This is a genomic window from Flavobacterium sp. 3HN19-14 (assembly GCF_051373205.1).
In the GTDB taxonomy this organism is placed as follows: domain Bacteria; phylum Bacteroidota; class Bacteroidia; order Flavobacteriales; family Flavobacteriaceae; genus Flavobacterium.
In genome coordinates, this window is record NZ_JBPPZT010000001.1 from 500,235 (window position 1) to 522,441 (window position 22,207).

At 42.2% G+C, this 22,207-nt stretch carries 19 protein-coding genes and 5 pseudogenes; 6 read left to right on the top strand and 18 right to left on the bottom strand.

From position 1 onward, the window contains the following. Nucleotides 1–115 precede the first annotated feature (115 nt). From ACSLFW_RS02585 to ACSLFW_RS02595, 3 genes and pseudogenes are all read left to right on the top strand, one after another. Nucleotides 116–1,108 carry a sugar-binding domain-containing protein gene (locus ACSLFW_RS02585; RefSeq protein WP_436554518.1) on the top strand — a complete coding sequence of 331 codons (993 nt, stop codon included), beginning with the start codon at nt 116–118 and terminating at the stop codon, nt 1,106–1,108. Nucleotides 1,109–1,125: 17 nt separating this feature from the next. Continuing rightward, nucleotides 1,126–1,746 (top strand): glycoside hydrolase family 2 TIM barrel-domain containing protein, encoded by a 621-nt coding sequence (locus ACSLFW_RS02590; protein WP_436557362.1) that lies wholly within the window; start codon nt 1,126–1,128, stop codon nt 1,744–1,746. Between the two features lie 124 nt (nt 1,747–1,870). Next, nucleotides 1,871–3,528: pseudogene (locus tag ACSLFW_RS02595) on the top strand (glycosyl hydrolase 53 family protein). Between the two features lie 190 nt (nt 3,529–3,718). On the opposite strand, the gene ACSLFW_RS02600 reads toward ACSLFW_RS02595, so the two are convergent. From ACSLFW_RS02600 to ACSLFW_RS02625, 6 genes and pseudogenes are all read right to left on the bottom strand, one after another. Further along, nucleotides 3,719–4,252 (bottom strand): DUF6770 family protein, encoded by a 534-nt coding sequence (locus tag ACSLFW_RS02600; RefSeq protein ID WP_436554519.1) that lies wholly within the window; start codon nt 4,250–4,252, stop codon nt 3,719–3,721. Then, nucleotides 4,224–4,415, bottom strand: coding sequence for a hypothetical protein (locus ACSLFW_RS02605; RefSeq protein ID WP_436554520.1), 192 nt, complete (start codon nt 4,413–4,415; stop codon nt 4,224–4,226). Before ACSLFW_RS02605 ends, ACSLFW_RS02600 begins: the two co-directional genes overlap by 29 nt. Before the next feature lie 34 nt (nt 4,416–4,449). Then, entirely contained in the window at nt 4,450–5,268 is an 819-nt protein-coding gene (locus tag ACSLFW_RS02610; RefSeq protein WP_436554521.1) for a DUF6770 family protein, read from the bottom strand. 1 nt (nt 5,269) lies between these two features. Then, nucleotides 5,270–5,566, bottom strand: a complete 297-nt coding sequence (locus ACSLFW_RS02615) for a hypothetical protein (RefSeq protein ID WP_436554522.1) — start codon at nt 5,564–5,566, stop codon at nt 5,270–5,272. Nucleotides 5,567–5,586: 20 nt separating this feature from the next. After that, nucleotides 5,587–6,255 (bottom strand): M48 family metalloprotease, encoded by a 669-nt coding sequence (locus tag ACSLFW_RS02620; RefSeq protein ID WP_436554523.1) that lies wholly within the window; start codon nt 6,253–6,255, stop codon nt 5,587–5,589. A gap of 333 nt (nt 6,256–6,588) precedes the next feature. Then, a pseudogene (locus tag ACSLFW_RS02625) lies at nt 6,589–8,127 on the bottom strand (glycine--tRNA ligase). A 188-nt stretch (nt 8,128–8,315) separates the two neighbouring features. On the opposite strand from ACSLFW_RS02625, the gene ACSLFW_RS02630 reads away from it, so the two are divergent. Beyond that, complete coding sequence (locus tag ACSLFW_RS02630) at nt 8,316–9,002, top strand: ComF family protein (RefSeq protein ID WP_436554524.1); 687 nt, start codon at nt 8,316–8,318, stop codon at nt 9,000–9,002. A gap of 73 nt (nt 9,003–9,075) precedes the next feature. Beyond that, nucleotides 9,076–10,674: an Ig-like domain-containing protein gene (locus ACSLFW_RS02635; RefSeq protein ID WP_436554525.1), complete on the top strand. Its 1,599-nt coding sequence runs from the start codon at nt 9,076–9,078 to the stop codon at nt 10,672–10,674. A 49-nt stretch (nt 10,675–10,723) separates the two neighbouring features. On the opposite strand, the gene ACSLFW_RS02640 is transcribed toward ACSLFW_RS02635, so the two are convergent. From ACSLFW_RS02640 to ACSLFW_RS02690, 11 genes and pseudogenes are all read right to left on the bottom strand, one after another. Beyond that, nucleotides 10,724–11,188: a nitrilase-related carbon-nitrogen hydrolase gene (locus ACSLFW_RS02640; protein WP_436554526.1), complete on the bottom strand. Its 465-nt coding sequence runs from the start codon at nt 11,186–11,188 to the stop codon at nt 10,724–10,726. After that, nucleotides 11,154–11,498: a nitrilase-related carbon-nitrogen hydrolase gene (locus ACSLFW_RS02645; RefSeq protein ID WP_436554527.1), complete on the bottom strand. Its 345-nt coding sequence runs from the start codon at nt 11,496–11,498 to the stop codon at nt 11,154–11,156. The genes ACSLFW_RS02640 and ACSLFW_RS02645 overlap by 35 nt, the downstream gene beginning before the upstream one ends. A 1-nt stretch (nt 11,499) precedes the next feature. Continuing rightward, nucleotides 11,500–11,907 carry a discoidin domain-containing protein gene (locus tag ACSLFW_RS02650; RefSeq protein WP_436554528.1) on the bottom strand — a complete coding sequence of 136 codons (408 nt, stop codon included), beginning with the start codon at nt 11,905–11,907 and terminating at the stop codon, nt 11,500–11,502. Next, nucleotides 11,904–14,311 (bottom strand): annotated as a pseudogene (locus ACSLFW_RS02655) (GH92 family glycosyl hydrolase). Before ACSLFW_RS02655 ends, ACSLFW_RS02650 begins: the two are co-directional and overlap by 4 nt. Before the next feature lie 276 nt (nt 14,312–14,587). After that, the gene (locus tag ACSLFW_RS02660) at nt 14,588–15,334 is read right to left on the bottom strand and encodes a succinate dehydrogenase/fumarate reductase iron-sulfur subunit (protein WP_436554529.1); all 747 of its coding nucleotides are present in this window, start codon (nt 15,332–15,334) and stop codon (nt 14,588–14,590) included. A gap of 25 nt (nt 15,335–15,359) precedes the next feature. Further along, nucleotides 15,360–15,968, bottom strand: coding sequence for a SusF/SusE family outer membrane protein (locus ACSLFW_RS02665; RefSeq protein WP_436554530.1), 609 nt, complete (start codon nt 15,966–15,968; stop codon nt 15,360–15,362). Continuing rightward, a complete protein-coding gene (locus ACSLFW_RS02670; RefSeq protein WP_436554531.1) occupies nt 15,947–16,228 on the bottom strand; it encodes a hypothetical protein in 282 nt (93 codons plus the stop codon). Before ACSLFW_RS02670 ends, ACSLFW_RS02665 begins: the two co-directional genes overlap by 22 nt. Continuing rightward, nucleotides 16,206–16,481, bottom strand: a complete 276-nt coding sequence (locus ACSLFW_RS02675; protein ID WP_436554532.1) for a hypothetical protein — start codon at nt 16,479–16,481, stop codon at nt 16,206–16,208. The genes ACSLFW_RS02670 and ACSLFW_RS02675 overlap by 23 nt, the downstream gene beginning before the upstream one ends. A gap of 1 nt (nt 16,482) precedes the next feature. Continuing rightward, on the bottom strand, nt 16,483–16,959 hold the full coding sequence (locus ACSLFW_RS02680; protein ID WP_436554533.1) for a T9SS type A sorting domain-containing protein: 477 nt from the start codon (nt 16,957–16,959) through the stop codon (nt 16,483–16,485). Nucleotide 16,960: 1 nt separating this feature from the next. Continuing rightward, a pseudogene (locus tag ACSLFW_RS02685) lies at nt 16,961–18,960 on the bottom strand (fumarate reductase/succinate dehydrogenase flavoprotein subunit). Between the two features lie 12 nt (nt 18,961–18,972). After that, nucleotides 18,973–19,638 (bottom strand): succinate dehydrogenase cytochrome b subunit, encoded by a 666-nt coding sequence (locus ACSLFW_RS02690; RefSeq protein ID WP_436554534.1) that lies wholly within the window; start codon nt 19,636–19,638, stop codon nt 18,973–18,975. A gap of 255 nt (nt 19,639–19,893) precedes the next feature. Here ACSLFW_RS02690 and ACSLFW_RS02695 point away from each other — a divergent pair. Continuing rightward, a pseudogene (locus ACSLFW_RS02695) lies at nt 19,894–21,256 on the top strand (hydroxymethylglutaryl-CoA synthase family protein). 3 nt (nt 21,257–21,259) lie between these two features. Here the strand turns inward: ACSLFW_RS02695 and ACSLFW_RS02700 are convergent. Further along, the gene (locus tag ACSLFW_RS02700; RefSeq protein WP_436554535.1) at nt 21,260–22,150 is read right to left on the bottom strand and encodes a carboxypeptidase regulatory-like domain-containing protein; all 891 of its coding nucleotides are present in this window, start codon (nt 22,148–22,150) and stop codon (nt 21,260–21,262) included. Nucleotides 22,151–22,207 lie beyond the last annotated feature (57 nt).

Here is a 22,207-nt window from a genome sequence, read left to right on the forward strand (position 1 = left end):
GCGAAAATAAAATTCGTTTTATCTGTAACATCTGTGTGCCATCAGCCGAAACTGGTCGGTAACGGCGATATCGATTTCATTAAATCTTTAAATTTACCCATCAAAAAGATTTACAATGAAAATCCGCTGCCTTTTACCTGCAATATTCTTAATATCATTTTCCTTTTTTGCCCAAAATCCAAGACAAAAGACCGATTTCGATGAAGGCTGGAAATTCCATTTCGGAAGCGCCTCCAATCCTGAAAAAGACTTCAATTACAGCATTGCCACGGTTTTTTCAAAATCCGGAAACGGTGCTAAAACCGCCATCGATCCAAAGTTTGTAGACACTACCTGGACGAATGTAAATTTGCCGCACGACTGGGCAGTCGATTTACCTTTTGTCAACGTCAATAATTTCGATGTACAATCGCATGGCTTCAAACCGGTAGGCGGATTGTTTCCTGAAACTAGCATTGGCTGGTACAGAAAGCATTTCACGGTTTCAAAACCAAAATCCGGCGGAAGGCTGCAATTGCAATTCGACGGCATTTACAGAAACGCCAACGTTTGGGTGAACGGATTTTTCCTAGGAAACAACCAAAGTGGTTATCTTGGGATCAATTACGACATTACCGATTTCGTGAATTACGACGCCGATAACGTCGTCGTTGTGCGCGTCGATGCTACGCAATACGAAGGCTGGTTTTACGAAGGCGCGGGCATTTACCGCCACGTCTGGCTCAATGAATACCAGAATCTGCACATCGCTGATGACGGGATTTTTGCTTACGCGAAAGCGACTCAGAAGTCTGCAACTGTGACTATGGAGACGGATGTTATGAATGAAAATTTCGCCGACGCAAATTACGCAATCACTGCTTTTCTGAAAGACCGGAATGGAAAAACTGTCGCTTCCTCCAAAACAGAAACGGTCAAAATTGGTATCAATGAAACCAAAAAATCAAAACAAAACATTTCCGTCAGCAGCCCGAAATTATGGTCACTCGAAAATCCGTACTTGTATAAAGTTGTAGTCGAAATCAAACAATCAGGCAAAATAACCGATTCCAAAACCGTAAAGTTTGGCATCCGAACTGTTGAAATTAAAAAGAACGGCGTTTTCTGAATGGTCAATTCGTAAAAATAAAAGGCACGAACAACCATCATGACCACGCCGGAGTCGGAAGTGCGTTGCCGGATTATCTGCAATATTACCGCGTTTCATTATTAAAAAATATGGGCAGCAACGCTTACAGAATGAGCCATAATGCGCCAACACCAGAATTGTTAGAAGCCTGCGACAGCCTCGGAATGCTGGTGCTAGACGAACAGCGTTTGCTCAACAGCGGCGCAGAATACACCAATCAGTTTGAAAGATTGCTCAAACGTGACCGCAACCACGCTTCGATATTTTTATGGAGCATCGGTAATGAAGAAGGTTTCATCCAGGCAACAGAAATCGGAAATCGCATCGCGCAGACCTTGATCGCCAAACAAAAGCAACTTGACCCGACGCGCAACTCGACTTACGCCGCCGATTTACCAAATGTTTTCAAAGGCGTCAACGAAGTGATTCCTGTGCGCGGTTTCAACTACAGACAAAATAATGTCGCCGAATACCACAAAGACCATCCTGACCAGCCAATCATCGGAACCGAAATGGGAAGCACTGTCACTACACGCGGCATTTACGAAAAAGACACGATCCGCGCCTACGTTCCCGATCAGGACATCACCGCGCCGTGGTGGGCAAGTAAAAGCTGAAGATTGGTGGAAACTTGCCGCCGAAAATGACTTTTGGCTGGGTGGATTTGTATGGACAGGATTCGATTATCGTGGAGAACCGACGCCTTATCAGTGGCCTAATGTCAATTCTCATTTCGGGATTATGGATGTTTGCGGATTTCCGAAGAACATTTATTATTATTACCAAAGCTGGTGGACAGATAAGGACGTTCTGCACATTGCTCCGCATTGGAACTGGCCAGATAAAAAACATTGGAACAAACCCGGCGATCCGGTTGAAGTCTGGGTAAATTCAAATGCTGATAACGTCGAATTGTTTCTCAATGGGAAAAGCCTCGGAAAAAAAGATATGCCGCGCAACAGCCACCTCAACTGGATGGTCAATTACGAACCAGGGAAACTCGAAGCCGTCGCTTACAAAAAAGGCAAGAAACTTACTTCATCTGTAGAAACCACGAGTGCTCCGTTTGAAGTCGTCGTGACACCTTATAAAACCACCATTTTAGCTGATGGAAAAGACGCCGCCGTCATCAATATTACCGTCGTTGATAAAGAAGGCCGCGAAGTTCCTGATGCTGACAATATGATTAAATTCTCTATTACCGGAAACGGAAAAATAATCGGTGTCGGAAACGGCGATCCAAGCAGCCACGAACCCGATAAATGTATCGATGGTGCTTGGCAGCGTTCGCTTTTCAACGGAAAATGCCAGGTGATTGTGCAATCTGAAAAAGGTGCTGAAATGATTCATTTTGAGGCGAAAGCGACAGGATTGCACTCAGGAGCTACTGATATCGTAACGGTCGATCCGAAAAAAGCGGCGGCAATCACTAATGACAACACCTATGAATTAAAAGGCGAAGCGGCAAAACCAAGGTCAGTTCCGCAAATGCTCGGCGCAGATATTTCCTTCCTTCCGGAACTCGAAGATAAAGGCGTGAAATTTTCAGATAATGGCGTTGAAAAAGATGCCATCCAAATCTTAAAAGACCACGGCATCAACTACATCAGGCTGCGCGTTTTTAATGATCCTGCAAATGTTGACGGTTATTCTCCGGGCAGAGGCTTCTGTGATTTGGAACATACAAAAGCAATGGCGAAAAGAATTAAGGCGCTTGGATTAAAACTCCTCTTGGATTTTCACTATAGCGACACTTCGGCCAATCCAGGAAAACAATTTAAGCCAAAAGCCTGGAAAATCTGTCTTTCTATGACATGAAAAAAGCGCTCTACGATTATACCGTGAAAGTGATGACTGAACTGAAATCACAAGGCACAACACCTGATATGGTTCAGGTTGGCAACGAAATCAACCACGGTTTGGTCTGGCCGGAAGGCAATGTGAGCAATCCGGATCTGATGGCACAATTGTTCAAGGCCGGCACGGCGGGCGTGAAAGCAGTAGATCCAACGATTCCAATCATGTTGCATTTGGCTTTGGGCGGACAGAACGCGGAATGTGTAGATTATATTGATGGAATGCTCGCAAGAGACGCACATTTCGACGTTATCGGATTGTCATATTATCCGAAATGGCACGGCACTTTAGACGATTTGCGCGACAATATGAATGATTTGGTGCGCCGTTACAACAAAGATGTAATTGTAGTGGAATATTCGCAATTAAAAAACGAAGTCAACAAAATTGCTTTTGAAACCGATGGCGGAAAAGGCAAAGGAACTTGTATTTGGGAACCACTCAGCACTTGGGAAAAGGTGTTTGAGAATGACGGGAAATCGAATAGTTTACTTGGGGTTTATGATGAAATTTCGAAGCAGTTTTTGGTTAATAAGAAATAATTTTTAAACCATTAAGGAATTAAGATTATTGAACTCATATCGTGTAGAATAACCGCAAAGAACACTAAGTATTCCGCAAAGCTCGCAAAGCAAAACTTAAAAAAATTTGCGAAAATCTTTGTGAGCTTTGCGGTGAAAAATCTTTATGAATCTTAATCCCTTAATGGTTTAAAAACATTTGCGGTGAAAATTAATAATTGATTTTTTCCAACCGCAATTCAGCATCTTTTTCAAAATCTTCTCTCAGAAGAATATAACCGTTTTTCGCTTTCATCGGATAAATTTGCCCTTCTTTAGTCGTAAGCGTAACTTTCTGGAAATCAAAAACGCCGTCAACATAAGTTACAACTCCCAATATCCATGCGGGATCGCGTTTGGATTTCTTTTCGTTATCCACATAATAAAAAACGTAGCCGCCGCCAGGCAGTTTTTGCGAATACATATAATCGAAAGCGCCATAAGACTCCAGATAGCTGCCATAACCATTGAGGTTTTTAACAGTATTCTGGAATTTTTCAACCTTGTGGTAATCAAGCAGCTTCATGTCGGCATCAAAAACAAAAGTGAACAAATCGAGGATTTTTGAATTTCCCTGCGGTTGAAAACCTTCGCCGATTACGATTGTTTTTCCATCGGGCGTGCGGTTGTAATCGAGAAAATGAATATAACCGTAATCTTTGATTTTCCCGAATTCATCAATGTCGAGTTTGTCTTGAAAGTGCACTCCATTTAAAATATTTCCGGTCGATTTCTTTTCCGGTGTTGCGGTCGTAAGTCAGTTTCAGGTAACCGGTAATTTTCGCATAATAAAATGTATTCTTGTCGTTTTTTTCATTGGTCGCCAGATAAAAGACAACCTTATCTCCATCAAACTTGATATCGCGCAAATACAACGAATTCTGGTCATCTTTGAGTACGATATCAAATTTTTTTGGCCCCGGTCGCGGCATCAATAAAATCGAAGGAAACATCACCGGTTTCGTCTTTCGGACTTTCATAAAATTCCTTTCGAAAGATCATATCATTCTTGTCACCTGCATAATAAATGTATTTATTGAATGATTTCGCATCGCCGGTATCGTAATTGAACGTCCATTTTTCCTTTAAATCAAGGTCAAAGAATTTGAATTTCTTTACATCCTGTATTTTCGATTTTCCTGCAAAATAACGCATCGAGACATCCATAACTGATTCGTCAAAAACGATAAAGCCGTTGTTATTAGTTGGCTTGAGGTAATTGTATTCTTTGAATTCTTTTGATCGGAGCTTTTCGTTTCCGACTACAATTGGCGAGAGGTTTTTGATATAGTTTTGTTCAGAAACCTTGAAATCCTTCAAATTCAGCGTACGAAGATTATAAAACCCGAAAATATCGAAAATCTCTTCAGTGCCTTCCACAGTGTCGCCAACACTAAAATAAAGCATATCGCCGCTTTTTTTAACATAAAGCAAACGCGAGATAAACTTAATCAGCATCGTCGTGTAGCGGCTTTGGAAAAAGGTTCCTGTGCCGAGTTTGTTCAGGTTTTTGTCCATCAACACATATTCGAACTCATAAACGTCTTTGTCTTTGCGGTCTTTCAGGTACAACAGAAAGTATCCGTAAATGTCGCTGTTGTTGTCTTCGTAGATGATTTTTGAATTCAGGAATTCCGAAGAAGACAATTCGCTGAGTTTTGCCATCTGTGCAAACAACGAAACATTGAAAAATAAGGCGATGATCAGAAGTATCTTTTTCATATTATTTTTGATAATTATCGATGATTTGTGTAAGGTCATTCTTGCGCAAATTGCCCATAAAAAACAGGAAACGGTTGTAACTGTCTGTAAATTTAGGATTTTCGGTCTCTAAATATTTATTGGTCGTATAATTGTTCCGCGCATCGCGGAGCTTCACCATATTGTCGCGCAGCATCTGCTGAAGGAACGGATCATTCGGGTTTTTCTTCATGGCCAGCAGCGTTTCATAAAGCGATTTGCCGTAAGCTTCCGTAAAATACAATCCGAAAATATATTCCTGTGTCGCATTCTTGCGCATGTTGTCGAGAGTAGGCGTTTTTACTGGAATCTGAACTTCTTCAACCTTATATTTCGTTTTGAGTGATGCAATCCTTTCATCACAATCCGGATGTGTCCGAAGCGAATCGACGTTCCAGAACTGGCTTTTCTGGTAATTGTAGGCGCCGCTTTCGCGTAATAGCAATTGGGCCTGAATTGAAATTTTTTACTGAAAAGGTTCACATAATCTGCAGCAACAAGCGAATCTCTTTCTTCGTCGATGTGCTTGAGCTGATGCAAGGCGGCAATCGATTGTGCGCCATATTTTGGATAGGCTTTGATGAAAAACGAATAGCCGAGCGCATCTGCTTCATTCTCTTTACCGCGGCTTTCTTCACCATTGCCATAGACGATTTGCTTAAAAAGTGCCGACGCGAGCTTGCCTTTATTGAATCTTTGCCTGGCAATTGCTCTTGTCTTATCGCGCATTTCATCTGAATTGCTGAACTGAAACCGCTTCAATGCCGAACCATAAACATGGTCGAGCTGCTGGTGCGCGATTTCATGCGCAAGGATAAAGGCCAATTCATATTCATTATCGGTTTGCAACAGCAATGGCAAGTCTATTACAACAATGCCTTCGCCGAAATTGTAGGCGTTGACTTCATCTGAAACTGCCAGCAAAACCTTTATATTGCTGAAATTTTCATTGGGATTGGCCTGCTGCAATTCGCCAAGCAGTTTTTGAAGAAGTGGCGTATAATCCGGATGCTCAATAAAAACGCCTTTTTTAATCAGGGCGAGGAAGTCTTCTTTTTTTCATCGTATTGCGCCGTAAGCTCTTTTCGTACTTTTCGTTCGCCGACAGCATTGATCAGATCTTGCGTTTTAAGCAGACGTGCGGTATAATCTGCAGCAAGTGCTGGCTGTATGCCGTGTTGGAAGTGTCGAGAACTGCTTTATTTTGCGCTTCCGCAGAGAAGAAGCTACCGCAAACCGCCAGGAAATACAATAAAAAGGGCCACATTTCATAGCCCTAATATTAATAATTTTTTTGACTGCTTATATCTTCAGCAACCAATTTTTCATTGCAACTTCGCTTTCAATAATATTTTTCAAATCTGAAATCGCTACGCGGTCTTGTTTCATAGAGTCACGGTGACGGATTGTAACGGATTTATCTTCCAAAGTCTGGTGATCGACGGTGATACAAAACGGCGTTCCGAGCGCGTCCTGTCGTCTGTATCGACGGCCAACGGCATCTTTTTCGTCATACGCCATATTGAAATCCCATTTCAGGTCGTCGATGATATTTTTTGCAATTTCCGGAAGTCCGTCTTTTTCACGAGCTGGCAAAACCGCCGCTTTCGTCGGCGCCAGAACTGACGGCAATTGTAAAACTGTTCTTGTTGAACCGTCTTCCAAAGTTTCTTCTTTCAGAGAATTTGAGAAAACTGCCAAAAACATCCTGTCTAATCCGACAGAAGTCTCGACTACATAAGGTGTGTAATTTTTATTTTCTTCGGTATCGAAATACTGCATTTTCTTGCCTGAAAATTCTTCGTGGGCTTTCAAATCGAAGTCTGTCCTTGAGTGAATTCCTTCCAGTTCTTTAAATCCAAACGGGAAATTGAATTCGATATCGGCGGCAGCGTTGGCATAATGTGCAAGCTTTTCGTGGTCATGGAAACGATAATTTTCCTTTCCTAAACCAAGTGACAAATGCCAGTTCAAACGCGTTGTTTTCCAGTATTCGTACCATTTCATTTCTTCGCCAGGCTTGACAAAAAACTGCATTTCCATTTGCTCGAATTCGCGCATGCGGAAAATGAATTGTCTTGCGACAATTTCGTTCCTGAACGCTTTTCCGGTTTGTGCGATGCCGAACGGGATTTTCATCCTTCCGCATTTCTGCACGTTCAAAAAGTTCACGAAAATTCCCTGCCGTTTCCGGACGCAGGTATAAATCCATTGCATTTTCTGCGGAAGCGCCAAGTTTCGTACCGAACATTAAGTTGAACTGCTTCACGTCTGTCCAGTTTCTTGAACCGGTTTCAGGATCGGCGATTTCGAGTTCTTCGATTAACGCTTTTACATCTTCCAAATCGCCTGAGCCTAACGAACGGCCGATTCTTTCGAGGATTTCGCGGTTTTTGGAAAGGTATTCCATCACGCGCGGATTCGTCGTTGTATACTGTTCGCGGTCAAAAGAATCTCCGAAACGAGCAGCTGCTTTTTCGATTTCTTTTTCGGCTTTCTGCAATATTTTTTGGCGCCTGTCCTCGATGAGAACGTCTGCCCATATCTTTTTTTCGAATCTTTGTTGTCGATAAGCGGATCATTGAACGCGTCGACGTGCCCTGAAGCCTTCCATGTCGTTGGATGCATCAAAATCGCGGCGTCCAGTCCGACGATATTTTCGTGCATCTGCACCATCGATTTCCACCAGTATTCGCGGATGTTTTTCTTCAGTTCCACTCCGTTCTGTGCGTAGTCGTACACTGCGCTCAGTCCGTCGTAAATTTCGCTTGACGGAAAAATATATCCGTATTCTTTTGCATGCGAAACTACATTTTTAAATAAATCTTCCTGTTTTGCCATAGTGGTGCAAAAATAAAAGTTTTTCTTAATAATTGAGGCAAATGACCACAGATTCGCTGATTTTTAGTTTTCTAAACGAATTCAACACAAATTGCACAGATTTACACAAATTGAAATTGCTCATTATTTTAACAATTTCTACGGCATTCCCGTAACCGTCTGGATTTTATCTTTTGTAAATTTGGTAAATGCTATTTGAAAACCTTATCGCGTTGTTCTTTCCGAAAGTCTGCTCCGGCTGTCATGCGCTGTTGTTGGGTAATGAAAATACGATTTGTACGGATTGCAGGCACGAAATACCATTGACGCAATTTCATCAGAATCCGGAGAATGAGGGTTTCAAGAAGTTTTACGGGCGGATTCCGGTTGAATTTGTTGCTGCAATGCTGTATTATCACAAAGATGGCATCGTTCAAAGTTTAATACACAGCTTAAAATACAAGGGAAAGCAGGAAATCGGGACGATTTTGGGTGATTGGTATGCGGAAGATTTGGCCGAAATCGAAATCCTCAAAACTGTTGATTTCATTATTCCCGTGCCCTTACATAAAAAACGACTCAAAGAACGCGGTTACAACCAGATTGAATCTTTCGGAATGGCGCTTTCGCGGAATCTGGAAATCCCGTTCAACGATAAAATCCTGCTCAAACGCACTTATTCCAAAACACAATCGAAGAAATCATTTCTGGAACGCACGGACATGAAAGAAGGCGATTTTGATGTCGATTTCGGCGAAAGCCATATCGGCAAGCATTTTTTATTGATTGACGACGTGCTTACCACCGGAACAACGCTGGAAAACTGCGCGCGGGCATTACTGAAAATCCCAGATGCGAAGATCAGTATTGTAACGATGGCGATGTCGCACGCTTAGGCTATAATTTTCTTAAAACATTTCGTTTCCACTAAATATAATTGTTATTTTGTGGGGTAAAATTTTAAGGTTCATGTTGAAAGCTACATTTCGCGCTGTTTTAATCCTTTTCGCTGTATTTATGGTCGGATGTGCCAAAAGGGGCACGATCACCGGCGGCGATAAAGATACCATTCCGCCCGTGCTGGAAATGAGCATCCCGAAGAATTTCAGCACCGATTTTAAAGGCAGGGAAGTCAAGTTGTACTTCGACGAATACGTCAAACTCAAAGACGTCAACAAGCAGCTGGTGGTTTCGCCGCCAATGAATACGGCACCCGAAATTTTTCCGACTAATGCCAGCAAAATCATCACGATTCGCATCAAGGATACTTTGAAACCGAATACAACTTATAGTTTCAATTTCGGGGAAAGTATCCGCGACAACAACGAATCGATTCCTTATCCGCAGTTTAAATATGTGCTTTCTACGGGAAGTTACATCGATTCGCTTTCGATTGAAGGTTCCATTAAAGATGCACTCGAAAAGAAAACCGATAATTTCGTAAAAGTGATGTTGTATGAAATCAATGATACCTACACCGATTCTATCGTTTATAAGGAAAAACCGCGGTATGTGACCAATACGCTCGACAGTCTTACGACCTGGAAAATAGAAAATATACGCGCCGGGAAATACCTTTTGGTGGCGTTGAAAGACAATAATAACAATTATAAATTCAATCCGAAAGGCGATAAGATTGGGTTTTACACGACGCCTGTTGAAATTCCGACAACCGAAAAATACGAACTAAAACTTTTCTCTGAAAAAGGCGCTTTTAAAGCTGTAAAACCTTTTCAGGCTTCTGCAAACCGCGCTATCGTTGGTTATGAAGGCGACCCGACGAATGCAAAATTTGAAGTACGAAATGGGAATGAAATACTGCAATCCGTCGTAACGCAATTTCCCGAAAAAGATTCGGTTCAGGTCTGGTACAAACCGATTAAGACCGATTCGCTTAAAATTTCGGTCACCAAAGACCAATATTCGAAAGAATTTACGTTTAAGACGAAAGGCCAGGAAAAGGATTCGCTTAACATTTCAGGCAGCAGCGGCACTTTGCATTTCAGGGATTTGTTTTCATTGAAATCATCGACACCAATTGTATCTATTGATTCTACTAAAATCAGCGTTAGGTCTAAGGATTCGACTGCGGTTGCGTTTACCACGAATTATGACGAATTTAACCAAAGGCTCGATTTCAATTTCAAGAAAGAACCGCTCGAAAAATACACCATTCGCCTTATGCCCGGCGCTTTGACTGATTTGATGGAACAAAGCAATGATACGCTGGCGTTTAAAGTCAGCACGCGAAATCTATCTGAATATGGTTATATGAAACTGACGCTCAAGAATGCAAAGTCGTTCCCGATAATCGTTGAGCTTACCGATGAAAAAGGCAAGATTCTGGCGACTGAATATGCCGAAACATCGCCTGAAGTCATTTTTGAAGGTTTGCAGCCAAATGATAATATTTTTGTGCGGCTTATCTACGACACTAACAAAAACGGTCTGTGGGACAGCGGGAATTTCCTTGAAAAACGGCAGGCGGAAGAAGTGTTTTATTATACAACGCCATTGAAAGTCAAGGGTAATTGGGATGTACTTGAAACAATTGATTTGGGTGGTTGATGACTTCATTTTACCATGAAGGCACAAAGACCCTAAGTTTTGTGATTTATTATTTGGATTTTGTGATTTGAAAATGGTCACGATCTTCCAGAAACGGTAATTTTTTCCGCGTCCCGAGCATTTCCTCTTTATTTATTTCTGCAATAAATACACCTTCATTTTCTGACGGCGCGATAATATTATTGCCCAGAAAATCAATCAGTTGAGAATGTCCGACGTATTCATAATTATTACCGTCAAAACCAATCCGGTTAACGCCAGCTACGAAACACATATTTTCTACGGCACGCGCTTTTAGCAAAATATCCCATGCATTTACGCGGGGTTTTGGCCAGTTGGCGGCATAAATCAGCAAATCGAAATTTTCTGTATTTCTTGAAAAAACAGGAAATCTGAGGTCGTAGCAGATCTGCGGACAGATTTTAAATTCTTTATATTCGATAATGAGCCGCGTTTCTCCGCTTTTGTAAACTTTGTCTTCACCTGCGAGAGAAAAACAGGTGTCTTTTGTCATAATACTGTACTTCTCCTGACGGAAAAACAAACAAAAATCGGTTGTGAAAATGATTTCCTTCTTTGATAATGACGCTTCCGCAGATGGCAAAGTTTCCTTCAACGGCAAGCGATTTCATCCATTCTACAGTTTCACCTTGCATCGTTTCAGCGGTATTTTCAGGTGTCATCGAAAAACCTGTCGAAAACATTTCGGGCAAGATAATCAAATCGGCTTTTCCTGATATTGAATTGATTTTTGTCTCGAATTTATCCCGATTTGCAATAGTATCTTTCCATATTAAATCTGCTTGTATGAGTGCGATTTTCATATTATCTGATTGTAATTTCGTCAATGAAAATAAATGCATCGCCGCCTTCGCCGTAACCCTGATGCCATTGCGGTAATGCACCGAAATTATAAGCTTTTACTTTGATGAATTTTGCGTTTACCGGATTTATTGCTGCTTTAAAATCGACGATTTTGGTGTCTGCGATGTGTGGGTCGATTGTGTTTTCAACCGTTTTTACCAATGTGAAATTGATATTGTCAGTTGATGTGTAATACTCGACTTTTGTTGGCATTAAAATCCATGCACGCGAATCCTGCAGGAAATTGGCTGAGATTTCACTGACTTTTGTTTCTTTTTGCAAATCAATTGTAGCTTCAAAATCCTGGCTTTGATAGCCTTGCCAATCGCCTTTGCGCCAGTTTTCTGAACCAAAAATGCCATCAATCAAACCTTCAGGCCGCCGGCATTGTATTGGCGGTTGTATTTTGATTTGATGTTGATGGTGTAATTGTTGGGCTTCTTGAAGAAATTTGCGATTACATGATTGCTTTTTTCATTTCCATTGTCAATAAATGCTTCCAGAGAACCTGAAAAATCCAACTTTAAAGGTTTGGTGTAAGAATGGGTGTAAGTCGTGTTGTCTGATGTATTTGTCGTCGTTACAAAAATCTTATCGTTTGGGTTCCAGGACGATACTTCAACAGCAATATTGTCGGAAAAAGATTTACTTTTCGCTTCAATTACCGGCACTGGCGTTATGGCTTCATAATCCATATCAACACCTTCAAATTTTACCGGAATGATGCCAAAATATTTTAATTGTTTGAGACTTTGCTCTGATATAATTTTAGCCGATTGGTCTTCGAAATTTACTTTAATCTTATCAAAATAAGGTGTCACGGTTGTCCATTCCGGATTTCCGGGCGTAACGTCGTAAATTCCCATCGCGCTTAACACAAACCAGGCACTCATTTGCCCGCAGTCCTCGTTACCGATTAATCCGTCGGGCGCGTTCTTGTAAAATTCCTTTAGTATGTAGTGCACTTTCTCTGCGGTCTTCTCCGGTTTATTAACGAAATTATAGAGATACGTCATGTGATGGCTTGGTTCATTTCCGTGTGCATATTGTCCAATTAGTCCGGTGATATCAACCTGCTCGCGTCCGGTTGTAGCTGATGGCGCGGCAAACATCTCGTCAAGTTTCGCTTCAAATTTATCGTTTCCTCCGTAGGCTTCAATCATGCCCGGAATATCCTGCAAGACAAAGAAAGAATATTGCCACGAATTGCCTTCGGTAAAATTATTGCTGACTTCGCGCGGATCGAAAGGCTTTTCCCAACCACCGTTTTTCTTAGGCCGCATGAAACCAATTTTCCAATCGAACATGTTTTTCCAGTTTTGCGAGCGTTTCATAAAATAGCGGTAGTCATCTTCTTTTCCAAAAGCTCCGCCATTTGCGCGATACACCAGTCGTCGTAGGCATATTCGAGGGTTTTGGAGACGCTTTCGTGTTCGTCGTCAATAGCGATAAATCCGTTTTTTTTGTAGGCATCAAGTCCGAGATGGTCGAGCATCGCGCTGTGTTTAGCGGCTTCGAAAGCTTTTTCATAATCAAATCCCGTGATGCCTTTTGCCATTGCGTCGGCGATTACCGAAACCGAATGGTAGCCAATCATGCAGTCGGTTTCGTTGGAAGCGAGTTCCCAAACCGGTAATCTTCCGCCCTGTTCATATTGTTTGATGAACGTATTGATGAAATCGGCCGTACGTTTCTTTTCAATCAAAGTGTAAAGCGGATGTGCGGCGCGAAAGGTGTCCCAAAGCGAAAAAACCGAATAATAATCAAATCCTACAGCATTGTGAATTTTGTTATCACGTCCACGGTATTGGCCGTCGAGATCCTGAGCGATGTTGGGCTGCATCATCGTATGGTATAATGCGGTGTAGAAAACGGTGTTTTTATCTTTGTCTGAAGAAGTGATTTCAATTTTTGACAATTCCTTATTCCAGGCTGCGACGGCGGCTTTTTTGGTCTTCCCGAAATCCCAATCTTTGATTTCTGAGGTATTTAATTTGGCACCTTCATAACCTGTTGGTGATAAGGCGACTTTTACAAGGATTTTTTCTCCCGCTTTTACTTCTTTGGAAAAACTGATGGCCAGTAAACTTCCGGCAAATTGCGTATCGGTGGTTTTTGCAGGCGCAAAAGCGTTGTTATTGACTTTTGTGACTTTCATCGGAACGCTGAATTCAATTCTTGCATAAACGTATTGATCGCGCGCCCACGCTTCGCTTTCTCGTAGCACTTCGATGGTTTTCTCGTCGATGATATGAACGTTGCCCATAATCAGTTTATCGCGGTGATTCAGGTCGAGGATGATATTTGCCCGCCCGGATTTATTGAAAGTATATTGGTGAAAGCCGACGCGCGTTGAAACCGTTAAAGCTACATCAATATTATCCTTATCGAGTTTGACTGAATAAAATCCCGCAGACGCTTTTTCATTACCGTGTGAAAATGTCGATGAATAGGATTTGCTATCCAGATTTGGTTCGCCCATGGTCGGCATCAGCATAATGTCGCCGAAATCAGAAACGCCGGTACCGTTCAGGTGCGTGTGGGAAAATCCATAAATAACATTGTCGGAATAGTGATAACCGGAACAACCGTCCCAACTGCCATCGATTCTTGTGTCAGGTGAAAGCTGCACCATTCCGAATGGTAAAGTTGCACCGGGAAAAGTGTGGCCGTGGCCGCCGGTTCCGATAAATGGGTTGACGTATTGGGAATAATCCTGTGCAAAAATTGCCATTGCAGCGAACAGCAAAAGCAGTGAAAATGAATATTTCATTGTAGTGGGTTTGTTGTTCAAATATAGAAAAAGTTTACGGTTAACGGTTTACAGTTCACAGCCTTTGGAACGCTGGACGCTTTGGTTTTACTAAATCGTTCCGGTATTTACGTATGCGTTAGGGATGGGAGGGAAAAGCCCGCAGCGAAAAAGCAGGTTCCGGCTGCTACGAAAAGTGCCCGCGAGGACTTGGAAGGACAGCCCGACCCGCAGGGGAACGCCAAAAAAAACGGCTTACAAAAACTGTAAACCGTTCACTATAAACTTTAACTTTTTTTATCCTTTCAAACTTGCGGATAGATATTCGCGGTTCATTCTGGCGATGTTTTCGAGTGAAATTCCTTTCGGGCATTCTACTTCGCAGGCGCCGGTGTTGGTACAGTTTCCGAAACCTTCGGCATCCATCTGGTGTACCATATTTAAAACGCGGTCGGCAGCTTCAACTTGTCCTTGCGGCAATAATGCGAACTGCGAAACTTTTGCGGAAACGAACAGCATCGCAGAGGAGTTTTTACAAGTTGCCACGCAGGCACCGCATCCGATACAGGTTGCAGCATCAAACGCCCGGTCAGCATCGTGCTTCGGGATTGGGATTGTATTGGCATCAATTGTATTTCCTGATGTGTTGACAGAAATAAATCCACCGGCATGTTGAATACGATCGAATGAACTTCTGTCTACCACCAAATCCTTAATCACCGGAAACGCTTTTGCGCGGAAAGGCTCAATGAAAATCGTATCGCCGTCCTTGAACATTCTCATGTGCAACTGGCAGGTTGTAACGCCTCTGTCAGGGCCGTGTGCTTCTCCGTTGATGAACAGAGAACACATTCCGCAGATGCCTTCGCGACAGTCGTGGTCGAATGCTACAGGATCTTCGCCGTTATTGATGAGCTGTTCGTTCAATACATCGAGCATTTCAAGGAATGACATATCCGGTTCAACGCCGTCTAATTGATAATCGACGATTTTTCCTGTTGCTGCGGCGTTTTTCTGGCGCCATATTTTGAGTGTAAGTTTCATACTTTCTTATTTAAAAAGTGTAGTATTATTGTAAAGTCGCGGTATAGGTATAGTAATTGGCATGCGTAAAGTCGAGGGAAATCAAATAAGTTCCGGCGATATCAATCACTAAATTATTGCCATCATACGTTAAAAGTTCCGGAGCTGCACCATCCTGACCCAGATTGATATCCCATGTATTATTAGCCCTAAACTTGAATTCGCCGACTGTTAAGGCCATTGTGGCTTCCCATTTCTGGCTCTGTGTGTTGTAAGTTAATGGTGTACTGACATCCCAACCTCCCGGCGTTGCTGCACCAATAATTCCCCATGTAGCGATCGGTTGTAAGGAGTAAGTCATCGTTTGCGTGTTGGCTCTTACACGGTAATAACCTGGTTCTGTTGTGCAATCGGTTTCGCCCGGAGACATCTTTAAGACGCCGCTGAAAGTTCCGTCATCGCCATATTGGGTATTTCCCCAAACATATTGAAATTGTTCATTCGCTGCCACAAATTTGAAACCGCCGTTAAGAAACATATAGCCTTCAAAAGCTTGCGAATTCGCCGGTGAGCCAATACGTGGTGCTGTAGGCGGATCCCATCCCTGGTGATTTCCGGGAACTGCCATTTGCATCAATCCGGGGCATGGCACCATGTTGGTACGCCATTGCAAAACGTAAGATTTTGTCCGTTTGCTCCGGGAGCTACCGTTGCCCATTGCGAGCCATTCCAATATAGCATTTGTCCGGGCATGGTTCCGTTCGGAAGTTGATTGGTGCTGCTTCCGGCGAATAATGCATAAGGAACACTCATAAATTGGGTTGTACCCATATCAATGTAGCCGCTTCCTGTATTCAGTTCAATTTTCAGGTAGGAATTTCCGTTTGCCCAATCAACTGTATTGAAAGCAGACAAAACCGGTGTTTCCCTGTCCGATTACAAAATTCACCTGTCCTAAATCATCAGTCTGCACCGTATGCGTTTCTGCATAAACCGCGTCAGAAGCTGCTGTGTTTTTGATGATGCTCATTTTGAAAGTAACTGACTGGTTGGTCATCAACGTTCCTGAAGCACTTCTAACTACAGCTTGGTAATTCAACCCTTGCGGTGCCTGTGCCATGATGATATTGGTTACTAAAATGGCAAAAAAGAATAATAGTTTTCTCATTTTATTTCTTGATGATTTTATAAGAATTCGTTTTGTTTGTCGCCGTCAGGCGGATGTTGACGATGTAAATTCCGGAAGCAAGATTGGTAATGTCAATTTTATCTTCTGACGAATTTGATTTTTTCGATTGCAATTGCTGACCGGTTTCATTGAAAAGACTGATTTCCATTTCCTGGCCGTCCTTATTTTGAATGAACAGCAAATCAGAAGTGGGATTCGGATAAACAATCGTAGTAATGATTGAATGGTCTTCTGTCGAAAGTACGCTTAAATCAAGCGCATTCACATAACCGCTGCTCAATTGATTGCCGTTTTCATTGCTTGATAATCCGACGACGATTTCACCAACATTCGACGTCAGCTTTACATCCGAAGCTGCGTATGAACCGCCAATCGTGTTGATGACACTTTTGGAAATCGTTTGTGCGCCGGCAGTTGCCGAAACCAGAACCAACAATAAAATGGTTATTGTTTTCATTTTATTTATAACTTCTCTGAACGAGTTTTACATTGTCAAAAACCAAAGGTTCTTTGTGCAAAACGGCTTCACTTGGTTTTCCTTTATATTCCCATGCTGCTACGTAAGCGAAATTATCGTCGTCACGCAATGCCTCTCCTTCTTCGGTTTGGTATTCTTCACGGAAGTGGCCGCCACAAGATTCATTTCTGTGCAAGGCGTCTTTCGCGAACAATTCACCCAATTCAAGGAAATCTGCTACGCGCATTGCTTTCTCTAATTCCTGGTTGAAACTGTCTAAGCTTCCCGGCACTTTTACGTCTTTGTAGAATTCTTCGCGGAGTTCGGCGATTTCGTGGATGGCTTCGCTTAAACCTTTTGCGTTGCGCGCCATGCCGACTTTATCCCACATGATTTTTCCTAATTTCTTATGAAAATGGTCAACCGAATGTTTTCCGTTATTGTTGATGAATTTGCTGAGTTGATCTTTTACATTTTTTTCAGCCTCGACAAATTCAGGTAAATCGGTAGAAATGGTTCCGGTTTTGATGTCCGGAGCAAGATAATCTCCAATCGTGTATGGCAATACGAAATAACCGTCTGCCAATCCTTGCATCAAAGCCGACGCACCCAAACGGTTCGCGCCGTGGTCTGAGAAATTCGATTCGCCGATTGAAAAGCAACCCGGAATCGTAGTCATCAGATTATAATCAACCCACGTTCCTCCCATGGTATAATGCACCGCAGGGTAAATCATCATCGGGGTTTTGTATGGATTTTCATCTACGATCTTTTCATACATCTGGAACAGGTTTCCGTATTTTTCTTCAACGACTTCTGTACCTAATTTAATGACCGTCGCAGCGTCATTGGCGTCAAGGCCTTTGATATAGCATTGTTCTTTTCCGTAGCGTTGGATCGCTGCAGCGAAATCGAGATAAACCGCTTCTCCGGTTTTATTGACGCCAAATCCGGCATCACATCTTTCTTTAGCAGCACGAGACGCCACATCACGCGGCACTAAGTTTCCGAACGACGGATATCTTCTTTCCAGGTAATAATCTCTTTCTGCTTCTGATAAATCGGTTGGTTTTTCTTTCCTTCGCGGATGGCTTTTGCATCTTCCAAAGACTTCGGAACCCAGATTCTTCCGTCATTACGCAAAGATTCTGACATCAATGTTAACTTTGACTGGTGGTCGCCAGAAACCGGAATACAGGTCGGGTGGATTTGTGTATAACAAGGATTTGCGAAAAACGCCCCTTTTTTATGGATTTTCCAGGCGGCAGTCGCATTACTTCCCATCGCATTGGTCGAAAGGAAAAATACATTTCCGTAACCGCCCGATGCAATGACTACTGCGTGAGCCGAATGTCTTTCGATTTCTCCTGTGATTAAATTACGTGCGATGATGCCACGCGCTTTTCCGTTTACGATAACCAGATCAAGCATTTCGTGGCGGTTGTGCATCTTGATTTTGCCGCGTCCGATTTGACGGTTCATGGCAGAATAAGCACCCAAAAGCAATTGCTGTCCGGTTTGTCCTTTTGCATAAAAAGTACGCGAAACCAGTGTTCCTCCAAACGAACGGTTGTCCAATAATCCGCCATATTCACGTGCCAAAGGAACGCCCTGTGCCACACACTGGTCAATGATATTTGCAGAAACTTCCGCAAGACGGTGCACATTCGCTTCTCTTGCGCGATAATCGCCACCTTTTACCGTGTCGTAAAACAACCGGAAAGTCGAGTCGCCATCGCCCATATAATTTTTCGCAGCATTGATTCCGCCCTGAGCGGCAATCGAGTGCGCGCGACGCGGAGAATCCTGGAAACAAAATGCTTTTACGTTATAGCCCAGTTCTGCCAAAGTTGCAGCGGCCGAACCTCCGGCAAGCCCTGTACCTACGATAATGATATCGATGTTACGCTTGTTGGCCGGGTTTACCAAATTAATATGATCTTTATAATCTGTCCATTTGTCCGAAATCGGGCCGTGTGGAATTTTTGAATCTAATGCCATTATAATTGATAATTAATTATTGAAATAATGAAAAAGCGCAATCAGGACGAACAATGCCGGCACTACCACCGCAAATCCGTAACCGAATCTTGAAATCGCTCTTGAATATTTATTGTTCATTCCCATTGATTGCAGCGATGAGCCGAAGCCGTGCCAAAGGTGGAATCCTAACAATACGAAAGCCAAACAATACAATCCGGTGCGCACAGGGCTTGCGAATTTCGCTACCAATTCCGGATAATATCTTGTCGCTTCAGGCATTTCACCGTGGATGTATTTGAAGGCGATTTCCGGAAACCAGAAATCATAAAAGTGCAATCCGAGGAAAGCCAGAACGACCAATCCCGAAATAATCATGTTTCTTGAAGCCCATGAAGCGTTCGCTGAACCGTTATAACTTGCGTAAGAAATCGGCCTTGCAGCGTTATTTCTGTAGGTCAAAACAAATCCCATTACGAAGTGAAAAACAACCCCGAAAGCCAGAACCGGCTGCATAACATACTGAATGACCGGATTGTAACCCATAAAATGCGACGCTTCGTTGAAAACGCTTTCGCTGAAAACAGAAACAAGATTTAAGGAAACGTGCAGCGCTAAAAATGAGATGAGGAAAAGTTCGGAAACGGCCATCGCCACTTTTTTCATAATGGACGATTTCAATATTGCAGATTGTGCCATAGGAGTTCGAATAATTTGTTTTAAAAATCACACAAAAATAAGGGTAATTGGTATATGCTACAACCTTTTCGCGCTAATTTATAATGAATTTAAAGTGGCCGCTTTCCACAGAAAAATTACGGATTTGGGAATTTACGGGATTAAATTTTTCAGAATCCTTAAAAATGCAATTTCAGGCGGTTTTTCTACGCTGAAATGAATTCGAAAACACTTCATAATCGTAATTTTATCGACTCAGAAATCAAAATCAAAATGATAAAAACCGGAATCGACGCCATCGCTTTTGACGTAGCCAAAATACATCTACCCATAAAAACGCTGGCGAATGCCCGCAATATTGAACCTGAAAAACTCGAAAAAGGACTCGGATTACTCAAAATGACATTGCCTGACGCACACCAGGATACGGTGGTCTTTGGTGCGAATGCATTGACGAAACTGATTTCAGAAAACAACATAAATTTGGGAGAAATCGCGCGGATTTACGTTGGCACCGAAAGCGGCATCGACAACTCAAAACCTATTGCGTCGTTTTTAATTGATTTAATGGAACAAAAATTTGGTTTTGGAACTTTGAGTGGTTGCGACGTCGTCGATTTTACTTTTGCCTGTATCGGCGGCGTTGATGCGATGCAGAATTGCCTTGACTTCATCAAATTGAATCCGACGAAAAAAGCGATTGTCGTAACGACCGATATTGCAAAATACGATTTAGGTTCGACCGGAGAATATACACAAGGCGCGGGCGCTTTGGCGATGCTGATTTCGGCGAATCCTAAAATTATCGCTTTCGCGGAAGAATGGGCAACGGATACAAAGGGACTTTTTGATTTCTTCAAGCCATACCGCGAAATCGAAAAATCAGCAATTACCGGAAATGACAACAATGAAGACTGGTTTGGCAATGTCGAAGCCAAAATTCAAATCCATAAAGACCAGCCGGTTTTCGACGGACAATATTCCAACCAATGTTATATCGAACTGGACGCGGAATGCGTATTTTCTGTTTAAAAAACACAAAGGTGCAACCGAAACCGTTTATAAATCCTGGGCCAGCATCGTGATGCATTTGCCGTATGCGTTTCAGGGAAGAAGGATGCTGTCGGAAATTTATGCGCTTGACGCGGAAGACAAAATTATTTCAGGAAATGAAGACGCATCCGAATATCAAAATAAGTTAAAAGAAACCGCGAAATCTGAACGTTACCGCGAATTCGTCAACCAAAAATTAATGCCGGCGGAATTGGCTTCGTCATTGATTGGAAATTTATACACCGGTTCGATTTTTATGGGATTATTGTCGACTTTGGCGCATTTTTACGATACAAAAACAGAAATTTCCGGGCAAAAATTTGGTTTCCTGGCTTATGGAAGCGGTTCCAAATCAAAAGTTTTTGAAGGCGAAATGCAACCGGAATGGAAAACCGCAATGCAATCTGTAAAGCTTTTTGAAACTTTGGCAGAAAGTCATGAAATCGATTTTAAGACCTATGAAAAACTTCATAAAAAGGAACAAAAACAAAGTATTGCAGCTCCAAAAAATGAATGGGTTTTAGACCGTATTGAAATTGAAAACCCGAATTTGATTGGTGCGCGGTATTATAAATGGATGGACTGATTATTATTCCGTTTTAATTTTTAGTTTTTGTTTTTCTTCTTTGGTCAGATCGGTTGTGATATTTATTGTTTCGACGTCATTTCTGCTGCTGCGCACTTCTGACGGTGCTTCTTTTATGACGCTGACAGATTTAATTCGTTTCGCATCGATAGCGTCAATTTTAAAATCTGCATTCAGGACGCCGTCGATGACGTAATTTACTTTTCTCGGCACTTCAACATAAGCGACATCGCCCATGATGGTATTGCCATTTTCTCTGGTTTCAATTTCAGCAACTATTTTGGTTTTTTTGAGGACTATTTTAATTACATCCTTTAAAACCGAAATGTTTTGCGTTTCATAACCACTTTTAGAAATGGTCAATTGATCTCCGCCATAAGTTTTGAGTGAGAATTGTCCGTTTTTGTCGGTGAGGATTGTCGTATTGGTTCGTTGCGAGAAAATGCTCGCGCCCGCAACGGCTTTCCCTTTTTGATTTGTCACTGTCCCGCTGATGACCAGAGCAATTGCAACTTTTCCTTTAATATTATGATATTCATTTTCCACCGCTGTTTCGGTCGGATTAGTTGTTTGCGTATTTTGTCCGACTGCAGTTTCAACAGACGCGAGCAGCAATAAACCCGCTAAAATTTTGTACAACGCCGGATTGCTTCTCTCGGCATTTGTCTGCACCATAATTTTGTTGATTTGCTCTTTATTGAATCTTCCGCAGATGCTGGCACCGTTGGATTTCTGAAGAATACTGATAATTTGGCTATCCGACAATTTCGTAAAATCAATTACCGATTTGACACAACTGCCGCAGAATCTGCCGCCGTTTTGCGGTTGCATGTCCGACCAGTTTTCGTGGCACGGCTCATCTATTGTAATAATGTATTTTTGAGGATTTTTCATAATCAAAAGGATTTATATTGATACTGATAAGGAAAAGGAAGAAAAGGTTGGAAATTG